The sequence below is a fragment of the Pseudomonas sp. AC252 genome (genome assembly GCF_979258105.1).
Genome location: NZ_OZ409837.1, coordinates 804,860 through 823,255 on the forward strand (window position 1 = coordinate 804,860; position 18,396 = coordinate 823,255).

The following is an 18,396-nucleotide window of genomic DNA, read 5'->3' on the forward strand; positions in this document are numbered from 1 at the left end:
AACCAGCGAAGATACAAAAAGCCCCGAGCCATTGGATGCCCGGGGCCGCGCGTTCATTTTCAGCGTTGCTCAAACAGCATTTAAGCGCTCAACCATATCTGGAAATTTTTCCACCAGTCGGATCAACAGGGCCGCTTGAGCATTAGGCTTCGACTTTTCCTGCTCCCAATTTCGAAGAGTGTTTGGACTCGTCCTGATTCGACTAGCGAAAACAGCCTGAGACATATGCAGTTTTTCTCGAAGAGCTACAATTTCCTGTGCGCCCACTTCCGGTACGGGCTTGTCCTCAAGCACGGTATTGCGCAGTGTGATCTTGCCTTCGCGTTGAGCCGCCATCTCATCAACGCCCTGCATTAATTCTGCAAACAGGTCGCGTTTTTTCATGGGGTACCTCGTTTTTTCAACTCTCTATCAATGCCTGCCCTGAGTGCCTTCTCTTGTTCGGCAGTCAGGTTCTCAAGCTCATCCTTGTCATAAATGGCGAACATCCAAAACTGGCCATCATTCATAAGCCAATAATAGAGAACTCGCAAGCCGCCTCTTCGTCCCTTGCGACGGCGAGAATCGGCCCAGCGCAGCTTACGGAAGCCACCCGTTCGCGGCATTACATCGCCCGCCAGCGGATTGCTCTGAAGATAGTTCTGCAATGTCCGATATTCGTCGTCCGTCAGATAACGGCCAACGCTTGTGGTAAATATCGTTGTTTCAAAAAAGATCGTTCGCATAGCCAAACTATAAGCAGATTGACTATAGACAACCTATCAACAAATCGCCCGTCGAATAAACAAAAAACCCCGCACATCTCTCAATGTGCGGGGTTTTTCCTGAAGCTTGCAAACCTTACGGCGCGTACGTCAGCAACAGCTCTGTCGGCACCTTGAAGTCCAGGGACATCATGACGCTCAACGCAGTGATGGTGAAGATCGAGAACACGAACAGCTTGCGTGCCCAGACGGTGTCATCGACTGCCTTGTAGCCGGTCCAGGCCATGTACAGCCAGTACATGCCCATGGCGGCGGCGACGGCGAGGTAGCTCATGCCGGCGTAGCCGCTGAAGGTCAGCATCAAGGTCGCCACGAGGAACGCCAGGATGTAGAGCAGGATGTGCTTCTTCGCCACTTGAATGCCGCGTTTCACTGGCAGCACCGGAATCGATGCGGCCAGGTAATCATTGAAACGGAAAATCGCGATGGCGTAGGAATGCGGCATCTGCCACAGGCTGAACATCACCAGCAGGGTCAGTGCGGCCATGTCGAAGCTGTTGGTCACGGCAACGTAACCAATCACTGGCGGCATGGCGCCCGACAGACTGCCCACCAGCGTGCCGTGAACCGACTTGCGCTTGAGGTACAGGCTGTAGAAGCCGACGTAGATGATGAAGCCGATTACCGCGAACAAGGCAGCCAACGGGTTGGCCACCTTGTACAACAAGGCAACGCCGAGAACACCCAGAATGGTCGCGTAAACCAGGGCCAGTTTCAGGGAGATGAGGCCCTGAACCAGCACACGATTCTTGGTGCGTTCCATCTTCAGGTCGATGTCGCGGTCGATGCAGTTGTTGAACACGCAACCGGAGGCCACGACCAGGGAAGTACCGATCATGGCGGCCAGAAACACCGCCAGATCGACATGCCCTTTCGAGGCCAGGAAGAACCCGCCTGCCACAGAAAGCACGTTACCGAAAATGATCCCCGGTTTGGTGATTTGGATAAAGTGCTTGAGCGACATCGGGTCTACCTCACTTCGCCATCATGTACGTGTGGATGCTGAACATGATCCACAGCGACAGGCCAACCAGCAGCACGATCACGATCGCCGTAAAGACGAATGCGATCACGTTGTTACGCTGTGCAATGGAACGGTCCAGGTGCAGGAAGTAATACAGGTGAACGATCACCTGGATCACTGCGAACAGCAGAACGATTGCCAGCGTCGTCGACTTCGGCAGGGTCGGGTACATCACCAGACCGAACGGAATGACGGTCAGGATTACCGACAGGATGAAGCCGATGGCGTACGACTTGACGCTGCCGTGGCCAGCATCGTGGCTGTCATGGGAGTGTGCATTAGCCATTACAGAGTCCCCATCAGGTAAACAACGGTGAAGACGCAAATCCAGACCACGTCCAGGAAGTGCCAGAACAGGCTCAGGCAGCTCAGACGGGTCTTGTTGGTCGACGTCAGGCCATGCTTGTTGACCTGATACATCATGATGCCCATCCAGATCAGACCGGCCGAAACGTGCAGACCGTGGGTACCGACCAGGGTGAAGAACGCCGACAGGAAGCCCGAACGGCTAGGACCGAAGCCCTCGGAGATCAGCAGGTGGAACTCGTTGATCTCCATGGCGATGAAGCCCGCGCCGAGCAGGAAGGTCATGAACAACCAGCCCAGGACCGCCTGCTTCTTGCCCTTGTACAACGCCAGCATGGCGAAGCCGTAGGTGATCGAACTGAACAACAGCAGAGCGGTTTCGCCCAGCACGTAAGGCAGTTCGAAGATCTCGTGGCCCGACGGGCCACCGGCAACGTTGTTTACCAGTACTGCGTACACCGCGAAGATCGACGCAAACAGAATGCAGTCGGTCATCAGGTAGAGCCAGAAACCGTATACGGTCATCTCGCCCGAGTCGTGGTGATGGTCATCGTGCCCATGGTCACCATGGGCGTGTCCAACATTGGTCACTAAGTTCGACATGGTTTAAGCCTGTTCCAACGAGGTTTCAACACGGGTGGCATTGGCCGGGATTTTCCCTGCCGCGACCAGACGCTTGTGCTGCTCGGCTTCGATACGCTCGATCGTTTCAACCGGAACCATATAGCCCTGGTCGTCACGTGCAGCGTGGATCACGAAGTAAACGACGGTGCCCACCAGGCTCGCGATCGCCAGCCACCAGATGTGCCAGATCATCGCGAAACCGAAGACGGTCAACAGCGCGCCCATCACCACGCCAGTGGCGGTGTTGTTCGGCATGTGGATCGGCTCGTACTTGGCCGGACGCTGGTACGCAGTACCGTTTTCCTTGGCTTCGGTGAACGGGTCGATGCAGTCAGCCTTAGGCAGCACAGCGAAGTTGTAGAACGGTGGTGGCGACGAGGTCGACCATTCCAGGGTGTGTGCATTCCACGGGTCACCGTGATCGCAAACGTTCTCTGGCTTGTTGCGGTCACGCACACTGACGTACAGCTGGATCAGTTGGCAGGCGATACCGACAGCGATCATCACCGCACCGAACATGGCAACGTACAGGTACGGTACCCACTCAGGGTTGGTGGTGGCGTTCAGACGACGGGTCATGCCCATGAAGCCCAGTGCATAGAGCGGCATGAACGCGACGAAGAAGCCCGAGATCCAGAACCAGAACGCTGCTTTACCCCAGCCTTCGTGCAGCTTGAAGCCGAACGCTTTCGGGAAGTAGAACGCGAAGCCAGCGATGTAACCGAATACCGCACCGCCGATGATCACGTTGTGGAAGTGCGCGATCACGAACAGGCTGTTATGCAGTACGAAGTCAGCACCCGGGATGGCCAGCAGTACGCCGGTCATGCCGCCGATGGCGAAGGTCACCATGAAGCCCAGAGTCCACATGACCTGGCTGGTGAAGCGCAGACGGCCCTGGTAGATGGTGAACAGCCAGTTGAACAGCTTCACACCCGTCGGGATGGAAATCAGCATCGTCGCCAGACCGAAGAAGGCGTTGACGCTCGCACCCGAACCCATGGTGAAGAAGTGGTGCAGCCAGACCATGAAGCCCAGTACCGAGATCGCGCCCGAGGCGTAGATCATCGAGTGGTGGCCGAACAGTTTCTTGCCGGTGAACGCCGAGATCACTTCCGAGAAGATGCCGAAGGCCGGCAGGATCAGGATGTAAACCTCAGGGTGGCCCCACGCCCAGAACAGGTTGACGTACATCATCGGATTGCCACCAAGTTCATTGGTGAAAATGTGGAAATCCATGTAACGGTCAAGGGTCAGCAGTGCCAGGGTAGCGGTCAGGATCGGGAACGAAGCCACGATCAGAACGTTTGCCCAGGTGCAGGTCCAGGTGAAGATCGGCATGTCCATCAGTTTCATGCCAGGGGTACGCATTTTCAGTACGGTCGCGAGGAAGTTGACCCCGGTTAACGTCGTACCCAATCCGGATAGCTGTAGCGCCCAGATGTAGTAATCCATACCCACGCCAGGACTGTATTGCAGACCCGACAGTGGCGGATACGCAACCCAACCGGTCTTGGCGAATTCACCGATACCCAGCGACAGGTTGATCAGCACAACGCCGGACACCAGCAGCCAGAAGCTCAGGGAGTTCAGGAACGGGAACGCAACGTCACGCGCGCCGATCTGCAGCGGCACTGCAAGGTTCATCAGGCCGGTGAAGAATGGCATCGCCATGAAGATGATCATGATCACACCGTGAGCGGTGAAGATCTGGTCATAGTGTTCAGGTGGCAGGTAGCCAGGCGAACCCTCGGTGGCCATGGCCAGCTGGGTACGCATCATGATCGCGTCGGCAAAGCCGCGCAGCAGCATGACCATGGCGACGATGATGTACATCACGCCGATTTTCTTGTGGTCGACCGAAGTCAGCCATTCGGTCCACAGGTACGTCCACTTCTTGAAGTAAGTGATCGCAGCGAACAGCGCCAGACCACCGAGGGCGATCATGGCGATGGTCACCATCACGATCGGCTCGTGGAATGGGACTGCTTCCCAACTTAATTTACCAAACATCGTTTACTCCTCTGCCCCGGCAGCTGAATGCGAACCCGCGTCAATATCCGTGGCCGCCACTTCTTTCTCTTTCTTCTCGTGCTTCAGCGGCTTGCCCGGCTTCATACCTTCGTACTTGTCGACGATGATCTGGAACTGGTTCGGCGTGACCGACGAGTAGAGTTCGACTGGGTTGTTCTGGCTCGGTTTGGCCAGGGCCGCGTATTCAGCCTGATCAAGCTGTTTAGGCGACTTCTTGACTTCACTTACCCAGGCGTCGAAATCTTCCTGAGTGGTGGAGATAGCCTTGAATTTCATACTGGTGAAACCGGCACCGCTGTAGTTGGCGGAGATACCGTCCATTTCAGCGTTGCGGTCAGCGATCAGGTGCAGCTTGGTCTGCATGCCCGCCATCGCGTAGATCTGGCCGCCCAGGCCCGGGATGAAGAACGAGTTCATCACGGCGTCGGAGGTGATCTTGAAGTTGATTGGCGTGTGCGCCGGGAACACGATCTTGTTGACCGTGGCAATGCCTTGTTCCGGGTAGATGAACAGCCACTTCCAGTCCAGCGCGACGACTTCGATGGTCACCGGCTTGACGTCAGACTCGATCGGACGATACGGGTCCAGCTCGTGAGTCGAGATGTAAGTGATGTAACCCAGGGCGATGATGATCAGCACCGGGATGGTCCATACGGCCACTTCGATCTTGGTCGAGTGCGACCACTTCGGCGTGTAGACGGCGTTCTTGTTCGAAGCGCGGTACTTCCAGGCAAACAGGAAGGTCATGACGATGACCGGCACGACGACCAACAGCATCAGCAGCGTGGCGGTGATGATCAGGTTGCGCTGTTCCAGGCCGACCTGGCCCGTTGGATTGAGCAAGGTCATGTTGCAGCCTCCCAGCAACAACGTGCCGAGCAGCGGCACTAGGCCTAGTAATCTGGGGTACCTGTTTTTACTCATCTCACGACCTCTAAAGCAGCTTGCGCAATGCAGTTGGGTTTTGATCGCCAACACTTCACCCTGCCAAGGGTTGGCATTTTCTTTGGATTGAATAAGGGCCGCCCGTCGCGCGTCACACGCTCGACAAAACCTTGGGACAGCGTTCAGTTCTTATTCGAATTCGTGGTCAAAGGCCTTGTTACAGACCAATTCCATTTGGTGCGGAAAATTGGAAAGGCACCGACACCAGGGTGTCTTGAAAACCTCACGGCTCGCTCGACACCCGACCTCCTGATCAGTTCCTTGATAAAGGCTGAACAGCGCCGGGAATTCAGTGCGGGCGATTGTAGATAGGTAGCGCCCTATACACCATGTCTTATCCCGAAATAATTTTTATCACTCAGAGCAACAATCCATCGCCATTTTTGCAAAAGTTGCGCAAGTTATCGAAAGCGTTTCTCAATAAAAGCGGCAAAATCTGCCAGCGTAACCGCCTCAAATCAGACAGCTCCGCAGGCTCTCTACAGGCGCCTGTTCGGCGCAAAGCCCGATGTTCCAAGGGCTTCGCCCACATGCCGGCGCCTGTTAAAACTGCCTGATCTGGCACATTCGTTCTGAAGCCCGAAAACGTTGAAACTGGCCAATGTTTTTATGTAACAGGCGACCAATCTGCCGCTTCGCCAGCCTCTGCGACAGCCCCTGTGTGACAACATGTCGCACACTTGCCGCACACTTCATTGCCGTTCGTCACGGTGTTTTCACAAACACCCTGAAATGCAAAACGCCTCGATTTTCATCAGCGAAAATCGGGGCGTTTTGTTTATCGGCAGCTCTGCCGAGAAGTTGACTCAGCGCAGCGCTTTTCGATTACGCGAAGTCAGCAACGGCACCAGAATGACCACCAGCACGAACGCCACCAGCGCCCATTGCGCCAGCGACAGACCGAGGATCGGCGGATACGGCGTCGAGCAGAAACCGTCGACCTGGAAGCCCAGCGGGAAGATCTTTGCCAGCGGCAGATCATCAACGATTGGCTGCAGCACATCGACGCCACAACTTACCGCCGGATAGAACTGCGTATAGACGTGATGCCCGGCCACCGCGACCCCGGCCAGCGCACAGATCACCACCAGCGTCTCGAACACGGTGATGCTGCGACGGCTGCGCATGCCCGCGCCGATGAAGGCGAACAGCGCAATCAGCAACAACGCATAGCGCTGCAGAATGCAGAGCGGGCACGGTGCCTCACCCAACACGACCTGCATGTACAACGCGCCGCCGATCAACGCCAGGCAGATGATCCCCAGCAGCACCAGATAGCGCCGCTCACGTCCCAACCGCATCGTTTCCTCGCTCATTGCCTTTCCCTTGTAAGTCCATGGTCCAGCCGGCCGGCGGCTGGAATTGTCGCAAGTCTACACCGGGGCAATAAACGATAGAGCGGTTAAGGAATGATTAACCAACATGGCTTTTGCGGCGCGCAAAGATTCGCGAGCAGGCTCGCTCCCACAATGGATCTGCGTCGGGCGCAAATCCTGTGGGAGCGAGCCTGCTCGCAAACGAGACAACTCGGTTTCAGATCACTCCAGAGCAGCAGCCGGCCCGAAGAATTCGTAGCGGCTCTGTTTCTCCGGCACGCCCAAGGCTTTCAGGTGCCGCTTGATCGCGCCCATGAATCCTTTAGGGCCAAGGAAATAGGCATCGACATCACGCTGCGCCGGCAGCCACTCGCCAAGCAATTCCTCGCTGAGCATACCGACCCTGTCCGCCGCCGGGCTCACGCCGTCTTCTTCGGCGTAGCAATAGAAGCGCTTGAGTTGCGGATGACGCGCCGCCAGCCCATCGACCCAGTCGCGGAACGCGTGGACGCTGCCATTGCGCGCGCAGTGGATGAAGTGCACCGGACGCTCGGTTGCCAGCGCGGCTTCCAGCATCGCCAGCGTCGGAGTGATGCCGACGCCGCCACTGATCAGCACCAGTGGTTTGTCGCTGGCCGCCAGGGTGAATTCGCCCGACGGCGGGAACAGCTGAATGCTCGAGCCGACGTGCAGTTGATCATGCAGGTAGTTGGACGCGCGACCATTCGGTTCACGCTTGACGCTGATGCGGTACTGGCCGTTATTGGCCAGGGCCGACAGCGAATAGTTGCGGCGGATTTCTTCGCCGTCGAGGATCAGTTTCATGCCGATGTACTGACCCGGTTCGGCCGCAAGAATCGGCCCTTTGTCTGCCGGTTCGAAGTAGAACGAGGTGATTTCCGCGCTCTCTTGCACTTTCGCCGCGACGATGAATTCCCGCGCACCGCGCCAGCCGCCGACGGCATGTTCCTTCTGGTCGTAGATCGCGGTTTCCGCGCCGATCAGGATGTCGGCCAGTTGCCCGTACGCAGCGCCCCAGGCACTCATCACCTCAGGCGTGGCGATCTCTTCGCCGAGCACTTCGGAAATGGCGCGCAGCAAGCAAGTGCCGACGATCGGGTAATGCTCCGGCAGAATCTGCAGGGCAACGTGCTTATTGATGATCTTCGCCACCAGGTCACCCAACTGGTCGAGCTGATCGATATGCCGGGCATACATCAGCACGCCGTTGGCCAAGGCACGGGGCTGATCGCCACTGGCCTGGTGCGCCTGATTGAACAGCGGGCGTACTTCTGGGTATTCGGAGAGCATCATGCGGTAGAAATGCGTGATCAACGCCTCGCCGCCGCTTTCCAGCAGAGGCACGGTGGATTTGACGATGGCACGATCTTGGACGCTAAGCATAAGGGTGACTCCTGCGCTTTCTTGAAAGATTGCCTTAGCGGTATCAGCTTTCATGCCAACTAATTAATCCTTTGAATTCAACTGGTTGAAATTTGCGTAGTCATTTCAACACAGATGAACGTATAGTCATCTCGACTACACCTTGTCTCTTTGACTACAAAAACCATGACCGCCAAATCCCTGCTTACCGCCCTGCTGCCCCTGGTCGCCGACCTGTCTCGTGAACTGCCCGAAGGCGAGCGCTACCGGCGTTTGCTCGAGGCAATGCGCGCCTTGTTGCCCTGCGATGCCGCCGCGTTGTTGCGTCTGGACGGCGAATCATTGGTGCCGCTGGCGGTGGATGGCTTGAGTACCGATACCCTCGGCCGGCGCTTCAAAGTCAGCGAACACCCGCGCTTTGAAATATTGCTCGCCGGCACCGGGCCGACGCGCTTCGCCGCCGACAGCGACCTGCCCGATCCCTATGACGGTTTGGTCGATGGACTCGACGATCACCTCGAAGTACACGACTGCCTCGGCTGTCCTTTATTCGTCGATGAAAAACTCTGGGGCCTGATCACCCTCGATGCGCTCGATCCCGAGCGTTTTGAACCGATCGAACTCGATGCCCTGCAAGCCTTCGCCAGCCTCGCCTCGGCCACGGTCAACGCCGCCGAACGCATCGAACGTCTGGCCAACCGTGCCGAAGATGAGCATCAGCGCGCCGAGGTTTACCGTCAGGCCAGCGGCCAGCAGCACCGCGAAATGATCGGCCAGAGCAAAGCGCATAAACGTCTGGTGGAAGAAATCAATCTGGTCGGCGGCAGCGATCTCACCGTACTGATCACCGGCGAAACCGGTGTCGGTAAAGAACTGGTGGCCCAGGCCATCCACGCCGCCTCCCCGCGCGCCGACAAACCGATCATCAGCCTCAACTGCGCTGCCCTGCCCGACACGCTGGTGGAAAGCGAACTGTTCGGCCACGTGCGCGGCGCCTTCACTGGCGCCACCAGCGACCGTCGCGGCAAGTTCGAACTGGCCAATGGCGGCACGCTGTTCCTCGATGAAGTTGGCGAGCTGTCGCTGACGGTCCAGGCCAAGTTGCTGCGTGTATTGCAGAGCGGGCAGTTGCAGCGCCTGGGCTCGGACAAGGAGCATCAGGTCGATGTGCGCCTGATTGCGGCGACCAATCGCGATCTGGCCGAAGAAGTGCGCAGCGGTCGCTATCGTGCCGACTTCTACCACCGTTTGAGCGTGTATCCGCTGCGGGTGCCGGCGCTGCGCGATCGTGGACGTGATGTGTTGCTGCTCAGTGGCTTCTTTCTCGAGCAGAACCGCTCGCGCATGGGTCTCAATAGCCTGCGTTTGAACAGTGATGCACAGGAGGCGCTGCTCGCTTACACCTGGCCGGGCAATGTCCGTGAGCTGGAGCATTTGATTGGGCGCAGTGCGCTGAAGGCGCTGGGTAACTGCAAGGTGCGGCCGAAAATTCTGAGTCTGAGTGCAGCGGATCTGGATTTGCCCCGTGAGGTTGTGGATAACGTGGTTGCGCCTGTTAACGCAGGCTTGGCCAGTGAGATGCCAATGATCGGCGGGGATCTGCGCAGTGCCACCGACGAGTTTCAGCGGCGGTTGATCAGCGCAGCGCTGGAGCGTCATCAGAATAACTGGGCGAGTGCGGCGCGGGAGTTGGGGGTGGATCGAGCGAATCTTGGCCGGATGGCGAAGCGACTGGGGATGAAAAGCTGAAGCGCCAATAGCCTAAAGCCCACCCCATTCACGCCGATAACCCGGCATCAAAGGTTTCTGGCGATTTCCACTCTCGCCCATTCACAGAAGGTTCTTATGTCCTCCACCAAAGCCCGCGCAGATTCACTTTCGCTTCTGCTGTTTACCTTGCGCAGCGGCAAGCTGATGGCGATCAACCTGCTGAAAGTCAGTGAAATCATCCCCTGCCCGCCGCTGACCAAGCTGCCGGAGTCGCACCCGCACGTCAAAGGCATCGCCTCGCTGCGCGGTGCATCGCTGTCGGTGATCGACCTCAGCCGCGCGATCGGCGAGCGGCCGCTGGAAGATCCTAACGGTGGCTGCCTGATCGTTACCGATGTCAGCCGTTCCAAGCAGGGTCTGCACGTGCAGGCGGTGAGCAAGATCGTCCATTGCCTGACCACCGACATCAAGCCGCCACCGTTCGGCTCCGGCGGCTCGCGCGCCTACATCACCGGCGTGACCTCGGTGGACGGCACATTGGTGCAGGTGCTGGATATCGAAAAAGTCATCCACAGCATCGCCCCGGCGCAGATCGAAATGGCGCCGACCGACCTGACCATGGAAGACGCCGAAGTGCTCGGCAACGCGCGCATTCTGGTGGTCGACGACAGCCAGGTTGCCCTGCAGCAATCGGTGCACACCCTACGCAACCTCGGCCTGCAATGCCACACCGCGCGCAGTGCCAAGGAAGCCATCGACTGCCTGCTCGACCTGCAGGGCACGGCGCAGCAGATCAATCTGATCGTCTCCGACATCGAAATGTCCGAGATGGACGGCTACGCCTTCACCCGCACGCTGCGCGAAACCCCGGATTTCGCTCACTTGTACGTCTTGCTGCACACCTCCCTCGACAGCGCGATGAACAGTGAAAAGGCCCGACTGGCCGGTGCCAACGCGGTGCTGACCAAGTTCTCCTCGCCGGAACTGACCCAACGCCTGATCGAAGCCGCCAAGCACGTCGCGGCCAACGGGCACTGAGTCTTGGCCGATACGTTTTGCTTTCTGCTGCGCCGCGATTTGAGTGAAGCGGTGCCGGATGCGCAGTGGCCTGCCGGGATTGAGTGGTCCGCCTACCGCGAGGAACTGGCGCCAGCAGTGCATCAGTTGATGCAGCTCGGACAGCTGGAAGGTGGCGGTCGAGTGCCGCCGCTCGAGGAATGGCAGCAGCGGTTTGTCAGCGATCCCGAATACGATCCCTCGTTGTGTTTCGTTGCATGCGATGCCGAGGGCGTGGTTGCAGTGGCGCAATGCTGGACAAGTGCGTATATCAAGAACCTGGTGGTGCACCCACGAATGCAGGGCCTGGGGCTTGGGCGGGCGTTGTTGCTGCATGCCTTCAGCGTCTTTCAACAGCGGCGCGAGGGGTATGTCGATTTAAGGGTTCTGGAGGACAACCTGCGGGCTCGGCGGTTGTATGAGAGTGTCGGGATGGACTTGGTTCGGCGGGAGTTGGTCGCCGACTGATCCTCCGTTATCGCGAGCAGGCTCACTCCTACATTTTAGAACGCATTTCAATGGTAGGAGTGAGCCTGCTCGCAATGGCGCCGGCACAGGCGACTTCCATCCTTCAGGCATACTCCAAGCTTGGCCATAACCAAGGATGCCCCAACCATGAAAGCCATCACCCTGGCCCTGCTCACCCTCTCCGCCCTCGCCTCCCAGGCCCACGCCTCCAGCCCCGACGCCTGGGCCGCCTACGACAAGACCGTGCTCGCCAGTTGCACCAAGGCCAGCGGTCTGAAAAACGTCAAACCGGTCGGCACCCCCGCGCAATTCGATGACCGCGTCGGCTACACAGCCGTTCTGCTGCAAGGCCAATACCCGCAAAAACACATGAAAGGCCAACAAGGCAGCGAGCTGTGCCTGTACAACAAACAGTCGAAAACCGCGTACGTCACCGAGTGGGATTCGATTCGTCCGGTCGCCAAATCCCAGTGAGTGGCGCAGTCCTTGCTTCGATCCGGTTCTGTGCGATGGTTTTCCGCCGTCGTCTCACGTCCTGATTGAAGAAAGATCGCTCAATGAATACGAGGTTTTCCTGCGTAGGTTGCGGCAAGTGCTGCACCGACCATCATGTCCCGTTGACGCTGGCCGAAGCCCGTATGTGGGCGGCGGATGGCGGTCAGGTAATCGTGCTGGTCGAGGCTTTTCTCGGCAATGGTCTGGGCCTGCCGGCGCAGCAGCGCGAACATGCCGAGCGCCGTTCCGCGGTAGTCCGCAGTGGCACTGCCGATGCTCATGTGGCGATCACCTTTGCCGCGTACAACGTCGGCCCCTGCCGGAATCTTGACGACGACCAGCGCTGCCGAATCTACGAGCGCCGCCCGCTGGTGTGCCGGATTTACCCGGCGGAAATCAATCCGCACATCCCGCTCAATCCGGCTGCCAAGGATTGCCCGCCGGAGTCCTGGGAACAGGGGCCAGAGCTCATCGTGGGGGGTGAGTTGGTTGATCGGGAACTGCTTGAGCTGATCCAGCGTTCGCGTCAGGCGGATCGGGATGACATCAGACTCAAGGATGTGATCTGCGCAACGCTGGGGATACGCACCACGGCGCTCAAGGGCGACGGGTTTACAGCGTACTTGCCGAACATGGATGCGTTTGCAGCGGTGATCGACCAGGTGAGCGCGCAACCGCTGGCGGCGCGAACCAGTGAATGGCTGTTTCATTTGTCCGGCGATGATGTCGCCGGGCAAGTGCTGGCAGCCGGGGGGCAGGTGGTGACGGAACCGGCGCAGACATATGCGTTTATTTCATTGCGCGCGGCTTGATCTGATATTTGTGCTGTAGCGGATGTCGCTCTCGCGAGCGGGCTCGCTCCCACAGGTTTGGGTTCTACACAAATCCAATGGGGGAGCGAGCCTGCTCGCGAAGATGCCAACAAGCACCATCACTTTCCGATGTCAGCGCTTGCCCATCGACCGACGCGTGCCCGGCGGCGCCATGCCCGGGGTTTTGGTGTGGCCATTCTTCGCGCCATTCTTGTACCACGGCTGATTCGAGCCTTTCGCCGAAGCCAGCTCGCCCGGTTTGAACGGGAACTTGAACGCCGGGATCTCGGCCTTGGTTTCGCTGGTGTCAGCCACTTCAGCCGGGACGTCGCTCACAGCGTCGTCTACCGGCGGTTGGGTCGGGGAAGTCATAAAAGCTCCGGGAACAAAAAGTCGGCCCGATCAGTGAGCCGCAAAGGCGCGCAGTATACCTGTGCGCTCTGGCTCGGCATCTGAAGATTTGCGGGATGCGCTGAACGGCTGCCAGGCACTGTCACTGCGTGATGATATTTCAGTTCATGCGTTGTTGAACGTCACTCAACAATTGCGTGGTGCTCTCCAGCAACTGCTCAAGAAGCGCGTCATCTTCATCCATATAGCCTTCGTATTCGGCGAGATTGCGCCGCTCATGGCACAGCGCAAACAATCGCACCTGAACCTTGCTGCTTTGAGTGGTATGGATCAGACACTGGAATACCAGATAGCGCTTGTCCGATCGATAGCCACTCAGGCGAAGAGCTGTCAGCGCCAGCGCGTGAGCGGCGTTGTAGGCCAAATCGAACCGGCTGGAAAACGACAGTGTGCAAGTGTGCGCATCCTTGAGCCTGTCCAAAGCCGAGCGCATCAGACCTTCACACTCCTTGCGGTCAGGTGGCTCCGCTTTCAGTACACCACTACGGCGTAGAACGTCTGGTCAGGCTTGCCGAACAACAATCCCAACACTTTTTGCTGGGTGGCGGTGAACAGGGCTTCGCTTAAAGAAAAGTTTTCCACTTGGCCCGCCAAAGAGTCTCAAAAAGGGAACGATAGGTCCCTTTTAGGGACTTATCAACTCAACGGCAATCGCAGCCAGTGCAATTAACGTCGGAAACTGACAATCCTGACAGCCAGCCGTCACCCTGCCGACCGCCTGACCGGTTTATAACTGGCCAATCTGCCCAAACTCCAGACTTCGGCGCCGCGCATGTCCATCCAGAAAAACAAAATCCTGCTGGCCACTCTCCTGATGCTGCTGGCAGCCGCCGGCCTGTGGTTCGCGCTCAAACCAGCGCCGGCCAAACTGGCCAGTCCGACCGCCATCCCGGTACGCGTCGTAACGGTCAGCGCCAAAGACGTGCCGCGCTATACCAGCGGCATCGGCTCCGTACTCTCGCTCCACAGCGTAGTGGTGCGCCCGCAGATCGACGGGATCCTGACGAAGATCCTGGTCAAGGAAGGCCAACTGGTCAAAGCAGGCGACCTGCTCGCCACCATCGACGACCGCTCGATCCGCGCGAGCCTTGACCAGGCCAGGGCGCAGTTGGGCGAGAGTCAGGCGCAGTTGCAGGTCGCGCTGGTCAATCTCAAGCGCTACAAACTGCTCAGCGTCGACGACGGCGTGTCGAAACAGACCTTCGACCAGCAACAGGCCTTGGTCAATCAGCTCAAAGCCACGGCGCAAGGCAATCAGGCCTCGATCGATGCCGCGCAGGTGCAGCTGTCCTACACGCAGATCCGCTCCCCGGTCACCGGGCGCGTCGGTATTCGTACCGTCGATGAAGGCAACTTCCTGCGCATGACCGACACCCAAGGCCTGTTCACCGTGACGCAGATCGACCCGATCGCCGTCGAGTTTTCCCTGCCGCAGCAGATGCTGCCGACCCTGCAAACCCTCATAAGCGATCCGCAACGCGCACCGGTCAAGGCGTACATCGGTGCCGACACCGACGGCGAAACCGGCAATCTGCTCGGCGAAGGTCATCTGACCCTGATCGACAATCAGATCAACGCCAACACCGGCACCATCCGCGCCAAGGCCGAATTCGCCAATGCCAGCCAGAAGCTCTGGCCGGGTTTGCTGGTGACGGTAAAAATTCAGACGGCTGTGGATAAAGATGCGCTGGTGGTCCCGCCGACCGTCGTACAACGCGGCCTCGAACAACACTTCGTTTACCGCGTGCAGGACGACAAGGTCGAGGCGGTACCGGTGCAGATGGTTTATCAAGGCAGCGGTCAGGACATCATCAAAGGCGTCAACGCCGGTGACGTGCTGGTAACCGACGGCCAATCGCGGCTCAAACCGGGATCGAGCGTGCAAGTCATGAGCGAACCGCCGCAAGTGGTGCAGGCGGAGCCCAAGCCATGAGCTCGCACAAGGGCATTTCGACCTGGTGCATCGACCACCCGGTGGCGACAATCTTGCTGACCATCGCGCTGGTAATGGTCGGCGCAATTGCCTTCCCGCGCTTGCCGATTGCGCCACTGCCGGAAGCGGAATTTCCTACGATTCAAGTCTCGGCGCAGTTACCCGGGGCCAGTCCCGACACCATGGCGTCCTCGGTGGCCACGCCGCTGGAAGTGCAATTCAGCGCCATCCCCGGCATGACCCAGATGACCTCGAGCAGTGCACTGGGTTCAACCCTGCTGACCTTGCAGTTCACCCTCGACAAAAGCATCGACACCGCCGCTCAGGAAGTGCAGGCGGCGATCAACACCGCCGCCGGCAAGTTGCCAAAAGACATGCCGACGCTGCCAACGTGGAAGAAGGTCAACCCGGCCGACAGCCCGGTGCTGATCCTCAGCGTCAGCTCGACGCAGATGCCCGGCACCGAACTCAGCGACCTGGTTGAAACCCTGCTGGCCCGGCAGATCAGCCAGATCGACGGCGTCGGCCAGATCAACATCACCGGTCAGCAACGCCCGGCGATTCGCGTGCAGGCCTCGGCTGACAAACTCGCGGCGATTGGCCTGACGCTGGCCGACATTCGGCTGGCGATCCAGCAGACCAGCCTTAATCTGGCCAAAGGTGCGCTGTACGGCGAATCGAGCATCTCCACGCTGTCGACCAACGACCAGTTGTTCCACCCCGAGGACTACAGCCAGCTCATCGTTTCCTACAAGGATGGCGCCCCGGTTCACCTGCGCGATGTCGCCAAAGTCGTCAACGGTGCGGAAGATGCCTACGTGCAGGCCTGGGCCGGTGATCGTCCGGGGGTGAATCTGGTGATCTCGCGCCAGCCCGGCGCCAATATTGTTGAAACCGTCGACCGCATTCAAGCCGCTCTGCCTGGTCTCGAAGCGATGCTGCCGGCCTCGGTACAGGTGAAAACCCTGATCGACCGCACCCAGACCATCCGCGCCTCACTGCATGAAGTCGAGATCACCTTGCTCATCGCGATCTTGCTGGTGGTCGCGGTGATGGCGCTGTTCCTGCGCCAGTTGTCGGCGACGCTGATTGTCTCGGCGGTGCTCGGCGTCTCGCTGATCGCCAGTTTCGCCCTGATGTACGTGCTCGGCTTCAGCCTGAACAACCTGACGCTGGTGGCGATTGTCGTCGCGGTCGGCTTCGTCGTGGACGATGCGATCGTGGTAATTGAAAACATCCATCGCCATCTCGAGGCCGGCGACGATATGCGCGAGGCGGCGATCAAGGGGGCCGGTGAGATTGGTTTCACCGTCGTTTCGATCAGTTTCTCGCTGGTGGCGGCATTCATTCCGTTGCTGTTCATGGGCGGTGTGGTCGGGCGCCTTTTCAAGGAGTTCGCCCTGACCGCGACTTCGACGATCATGATTTCCGTGGTGGTGTCGCTGACGCTGGCGCCAACCCTTGCCGCGCTGTTCATGCGTAAGCCGGTACATCACGCCAATGCTAAACCCGGTTTCAGTGAGCGCTTGCTCGGCTGGTACGAAAAGGGCTTGCGTCGCGCCCTCGACCATCAGAAACTGATGATCGGTGTGTTCGGGCTTTCGCTGGCGTTGGCGGTCGCCGGGTACATTTTCATTCCCAAGGGTTTCTTCCCGGTACAGGACACCGGGTTTGTCCTCGGCACCACCGAAGCCGCTGCGGACATTTCCTACGGCGACATGGTGAAAAAACACTTGGCGATGGCCGAAATCGTTGCAGCCGATCCGGCGGTGCAGGCGTTCTCGCACTCGGTCGGGGTGTCCGGCAGCAACCAGACCATCGCCAACGGGCGCTTCTGGATTGCTCTGAAAAAACGTGGCGATCGCGATGTCAGCGCCAGCCAGTTCATCGATCGCATCCGCCCGCAGTTGATGAAAGTGCCCGGCATCGTCCTGTATCTGCGCGCAGGCCAAGACATCAACCTCAGCTCCGGGCCGAGCCGTGCGCAATACCAATACGTTCTCAAGAGCAACGACGGCGCGACACTCGCTACCTGGACCCAGCGCCTGACCGAAAAACTGCGCAGCAATCCGGCGTTCCGCGACATTTCCAACGATCTGCAACTGGGCGGCAGCATCACCCACATCAGCATCGACCGCAGCGCCGCCGCGCGTTTCGGCCTGACCGCCAGCGATGTCGACGAGGCGCTGTACGATGCATTCGGCCAACGGCAGATCAATGAATTCCAGACCCAGGTCAACCAGTACAACGTGATTCTCGAGCTGGACACCAAACAGCGTGGCAAGGCCGAGAGCCTCAACTATTTCTACCTACGCTCACCGCTCAGTGGCGAGATGGTGCCGCTGTCGGCCCTGGCCCGATTTGACGCGCCAACCATCGGCCCGCTGTCGATTGCCCATGACGGCATGTTCCCGGCGGCGAATCTGTCGTTCAATCTCGCCCCCGGCGTGGCGCTGGGCGATGCGGTGATTCTGCTCAATCAAGCCAAGGCCGAGATCGGCATGCCCACCGCGATCAGCGGCAATTTCCGGGAGCGGCGCAGGCGTTCCAGAGTTCGCTGGCCAGCCAGCCGTGGCTGATTCTGGCGGCGCTGGTGGCGGTGTACATCATTCTCGGCGTGCTTTATGAAAGCTTCGTGCATCCGCTGACGATCATTTCGACCCTGCCGGCAGCAGGCCTCGGTGCGGTGATCATGCTGTGGATCTGCGGCCAGGACTTTTCGATCATGGCGTTGATCGGGCTGGTGCTGCTGATCGGTATCGTCAAGAAGAACGGCATCCTGATGATCGACTTCGCGCTTGAAGCGCAGCGCCAGCGTGGCCTGCCGCCGCAGGAGGCGATTTTCGAGGCGTGCATCACCCGGTTCCGGCCGATCATCATGACCACCCTCGCCGCCCTGCTCGGCGCATTGCCGCTGATGCTCGGCTACGGCACCGGCGCCGAACTGCGCCAGCCGTTGGGCATTGCCGTGGTCGGCGGTTTGCTGGTCAGCCAGATGCTGACGCTGTTCACCACGCCGGTCATATACTTATGGCTCGAGCGGCTGTTTCACCGGCACTCACACCCACCAGCCCCAACGCCCGCAACGGCACTGGCGACCACAGACTGAGGCGGT

Annotated in this window: 17 protein-coding genes and 2 pseudogenes; 7 read left to right on the plus strand and 12 right to left on the minus strand. The window is 59.0% G+C overall.

Annotation, left to right across the window (positions count from 1 at the left end; translation table 11 throughout):
• Positions 1 to 69: 69 nt before the first annotated feature.
• The 9 genes from ACZZZ4_RS03710 to hmpA all read right to left on the minus strand — a co-directional run bounded on the left by ACZZZ4_RS03710 (position 70) and on the right by hmpA (position 8,417).
• Positions 70 to 384, minus strand: a complete 315-nt coding sequence (locus ACZZZ4_RS03710) for a helix-turn-helix domain-containing protein (RefSeq protein ID WP_122611835.1) — start codon at positions 382 to 384, stop codon at positions 70 to 72.
• Positions 381 to 725 carry a toxin gene (locus ACZZZ4_RS03715; protein ID WP_463547278.1) on the minus strand — a complete coding sequence of 115 codons (345 nt, stop codon included), beginning with the start codon at positions 723 to 725 and terminating at the stop codon, positions 381 to 383. The genes ACZZZ4_RS03710 and ACZZZ4_RS03715 overlap by 4 nt, the downstream gene beginning before the upstream one ends.
• 115 nt (positions 726 to 840) lie before the next feature.
• On the minus strand, positions 841 to 1,728 hold the full coding sequence (gene cyoE, locus ACZZZ4_RS03720; RefSeq protein WP_016773305.1) for a heme o synthase: 888 nt from the start codon (positions 1,726 to 1,728) through the stop codon (positions 841 to 843).
• Between the two features lie 10 nt (positions 1,729 to 1,738).
• The gene (gene cyoD / locus ACZZZ4_RS03725; RefSeq protein ID WP_011335842.1) at positions 1,739 to 2,074 is read right to left on the minus strand and encodes a cytochrome o ubiquinol oxidase subunit IV; all 336 of its coding nucleotides are present in this window, start codon (positions 2,072 to 2,074) and stop codon (positions 1,739 to 1,741) included.
• Positions 2,074 to 2,697 carry a cytochrome o ubiquinol oxidase subunit III gene (gene cyoC, locus ACZZZ4_RS03730; RefSeq protein WP_024014230.1) on the minus strand — a complete coding sequence of 208 codons (624 nt, stop codon included), beginning with the start codon at positions 2,695 to 2,697 and terminating at the stop codon, positions 2,074 to 2,076. Before cyoC ends, cyoD begins: the two co-directional genes overlap by 1 nt.
• A 3-nt stretch (positions 2,698 to 2,700) precedes the next feature.
• A complete protein-coding gene (gene cyoB / locus ACZZZ4_RS03735; RefSeq protein WP_016773302.1) occupies positions 2,701 to 4,731 on the minus strand; it encodes a cytochrome o ubiquinol oxidase subunit I in 2,031 nt (676 codons plus the stop codon).
• A gap of 3 nt (positions 4,732 to 4,734) precedes the next feature.
• Positions 4,735 to 5,676, minus strand: a complete 942-nt coding sequence (gene cyoA / locus ACZZZ4_RS03740; protein ID WP_463547279.1) for a ubiquinol oxidase subunit II — start codon at positions 5,674 to 5,676, stop codon at positions 4,735 to 4,737.
• 827 nt (positions 5,677 to 6,503) lie between these two features.
• On the minus strand, positions 6,504 to 7,013 hold the full coding sequence (locus ACZZZ4_RS03745; protein WP_039761404.1) for a disulfide bond formation protein B: 510 nt from the start codon (positions 7,011 to 7,013) through the stop codon (positions 6,504 to 6,506).
• 222 nt (positions 7,014 to 7,235) lie between these two features.
• Positions 7,236 to 8,417: an NO-inducible flavohemoprotein gene (hmpA, locus tag ACZZZ4_RS03750; RefSeq protein WP_039761403.1), complete on the minus strand. Its 1,182-nt coding sequence runs from the start codon at positions 8,415 to 8,417 to the stop codon at positions 7,236 to 7,238.
• A 165-nt stretch (positions 8,418 to 8,582) separates the two neighbouring features.
• Between hmpA and norR the strand changes: the two genes are divergently transcribed.
• From norR to ACZZZ4_RS03775, 5 genes are all read left to right on the plus strand, one after another.
• On the plus strand, positions 8,583 to 10,145 hold the full coding sequence (norR, locus tag ACZZZ4_RS03755; protein ID WP_463547280.1) for a nitric oxide reductase transcriptional regulator NorR: 1,563 nt from the start codon (positions 8,583 to 8,585) through the stop codon (positions 10,143 to 10,145).
• Between the two features lie 96 nt (positions 10,146 to 10,241).
• The gene (locus ACZZZ4_RS03760; protein ID WP_016773296.1) at positions 10,242 to 11,144 is read left to right on the plus strand and encodes a chemotaxis protein CheV; all 903 of its coding nucleotides are present in this window, start codon (positions 10,242 to 10,244) and stop codon (positions 11,142 to 11,144) included.
• A 3-nt stretch (positions 11,145 to 11,147) separates the two neighbouring features.
• Entirely contained in the window at positions 11,148 to 11,630 is a 483-nt protein-coding gene (locus ACZZZ4_RS03765) for a GNAT family N-acetyltransferase (RefSeq protein ID WP_463547281.1), read from the plus strand.
• 147 nt (positions 11,631 to 11,777) lie between these two features.
• Positions 11,778 to 12,104 (plus strand): hypothetical protein, encoded by a 327-nt coding sequence (locus ACZZZ4_RS03770; protein WP_463547282.1) that lies wholly within the window; start codon positions 11,778 to 11,780, stop codon positions 12,102 to 12,104.
• An 83-nt stretch (positions 12,105 to 12,187) separates the two neighbouring features.
• Positions 12,188 to 12,937, plus strand: a complete 750-nt coding sequence (locus ACZZZ4_RS03775) for a YkgJ family cysteine cluster protein (RefSeq protein ID WP_463547283.1) — start codon at positions 12,188 to 12,190, stop codon at positions 12,935 to 12,937.
• A 132-nt stretch (positions 12,938 to 13,069) separates the two neighbouring features.
• On the opposite strand, the gene ACZZZ4_RS03780 is transcribed toward ACZZZ4_RS03775, so the two are convergent.
• The 3 genes and pseudogenes from ACZZZ4_RS03780 to ACZZZ4_RS03790 form a co-directional block, all read right to left on the minus strand.
• Positions 13,070 to 13,309, minus strand: a complete 240-nt coding sequence (locus tag ACZZZ4_RS03780) for a hypothetical protein (RefSeq protein WP_039761398.1) — start codon at positions 13,307 to 13,309, stop codon at positions 13,070 to 13,072.
• Positions 13,310 to 13,448: 139 nt separating this feature from the next.
• Positions 13,449 to 13,823 (minus strand): hypothetical protein, encoded by a 375-nt coding sequence (locus ACZZZ4_RS03785; RefSeq protein WP_463549250.1) that lies wholly within the window; start codon positions 13,821 to 13,823, stop codon positions 13,449 to 13,451.
• 11 nt (positions 13,824 to 13,834) lie between these two features.
• A pseudogene (locus ACZZZ4_RS03790) lies at positions 13,835 to 13,930 on the minus strand (transcriptional regulator); the annotation flags it as partial.
• Between the two features lie 190 nt (positions 13,931 to 14,120).
• Between ACZZZ4_RS03790 and ACZZZ4_RS03795 the strand changes: the two are divergent.
• Positions 14,121 to 15,281, plus strand: a complete 1,161-nt coding sequence (locus ACZZZ4_RS03795) for an efflux RND transporter periplasmic adaptor subunit (protein ID WP_463547284.1) — start codon at positions 14,121 to 14,123, stop codon at positions 15,279 to 15,281.
• Positions 15,278 to 18,390 (plus strand): annotated as a pseudogene (locus tag ACZZZ4_RS03800) (multidrug efflux RND transporter permease subunit). The gene ACZZZ4_RS03795 and the pseudogene ACZZZ4_RS03800 overlap by 4 nt, the downstream one beginning before the upstream one ends.
• Positions 18,391 to 18,396 lie beyond the last annotated feature (6 nt).

Bases quoted from the DNA above. Each gene is read 5' to 3' on its own strand.
- ACZZZ4_RS03710 (WP_122611835.1), bottom strand. From the start codon at position 384: ATGAAAAAACGCGACCTGTTTGCAGAATTAATGCAGGGCGTTGATGAG.
- ACZZZ4_RS03715 (WP_463547278.1), bottom strand. From the start codon at position 725: ATGCGAACGATCTTTTTTGAAACAACGATATTTACCACAAGCGTTGGC.
- cyoE (WP_016773305.1), bottom strand. From the start codon at position 1,728: ATGTCGCTCAAGCACTTTATCCAAATCACCAAACCGGGGATCATTTTC.
- cyoD (WP_011335842.1), bottom strand. From the start codon at position 2,074: ATGGCTAATGCACACTCCCATGACAGCCACGATGCTGGCCACGGCAGC.
- cyoC (WP_024014230.1), bottom strand. From the start codon at position 2,697: ATGTCGAACTTAGTGACCAATGTTGGACACGCCCATGGTGACCATGGG.
- cyoB (WP_016773302.1), bottom strand. From the start codon at position 4,731: ATGTTTGGTAAATTAAGTTGGGAAGCAGTCCCATTCCACGAGCCGATC.
- cyoA (WP_463547279.1), bottom strand. From the start codon at position 5,676: ATGAGTAAAAACAGGTACCCCAGATTACTAGGCCTAGTGCCGCTGCTC.
- ACZZZ4_RS03745 (WP_039761404.1), bottom strand. From the start codon at position 7,013: ATGAGCGAGGAAACGATGCGGTTGGGACGTGAGCGGCGCTATCTGGTG.
- hmpA (WP_039761403.1), bottom strand. From the start codon at position 8,417: ATGCTTAGCGTCCAAGATCGTGCCATCGTCAAATCCACCGTGCCTCTG.
- norR (WP_463547280.1), top strand. From the start codon at position 8,583: ATGACCGCCAAATCCCTGCTTACCGCCCTGCTGCCCCTGGTCGCCGAC.
- ACZZZ4_RS03760 (WP_016773296.1), top strand. From the start codon at position 10,242: ATGTCCTCCACCAAAGCCCGCGCAGATTCACTTTCGCTTCTGCTGTTT.
- ACZZZ4_RS03770 (WP_463547282.1), top strand. From the start codon at position 11,778: ATGAAAGCCATCACCCTGGCCCTGCTCACCCTCTCCGCCCTCGCCTCC.
- ACZZZ4_RS03775 (WP_463547283.1), top strand. From the start codon at position 12,188: ATGAATACGAGGTTTTCCTGCGTAGGTTGCGGCAAGTGCTGCACCGAC.
- ACZZZ4_RS03780 (WP_039761398.1), bottom strand. From the start codon at position 13,309: ATGACTTCCCCGACCCAACCGCCGGTAGACGACGCTGTGAGCGACGTC.
- ACZZZ4_RS03795 (WP_463547284.1), top strand. From the start codon at position 14,121: ATGTCCATCCAGAAAAACAAAATCCTGCTGGCCACTCTCCTGATGCTG.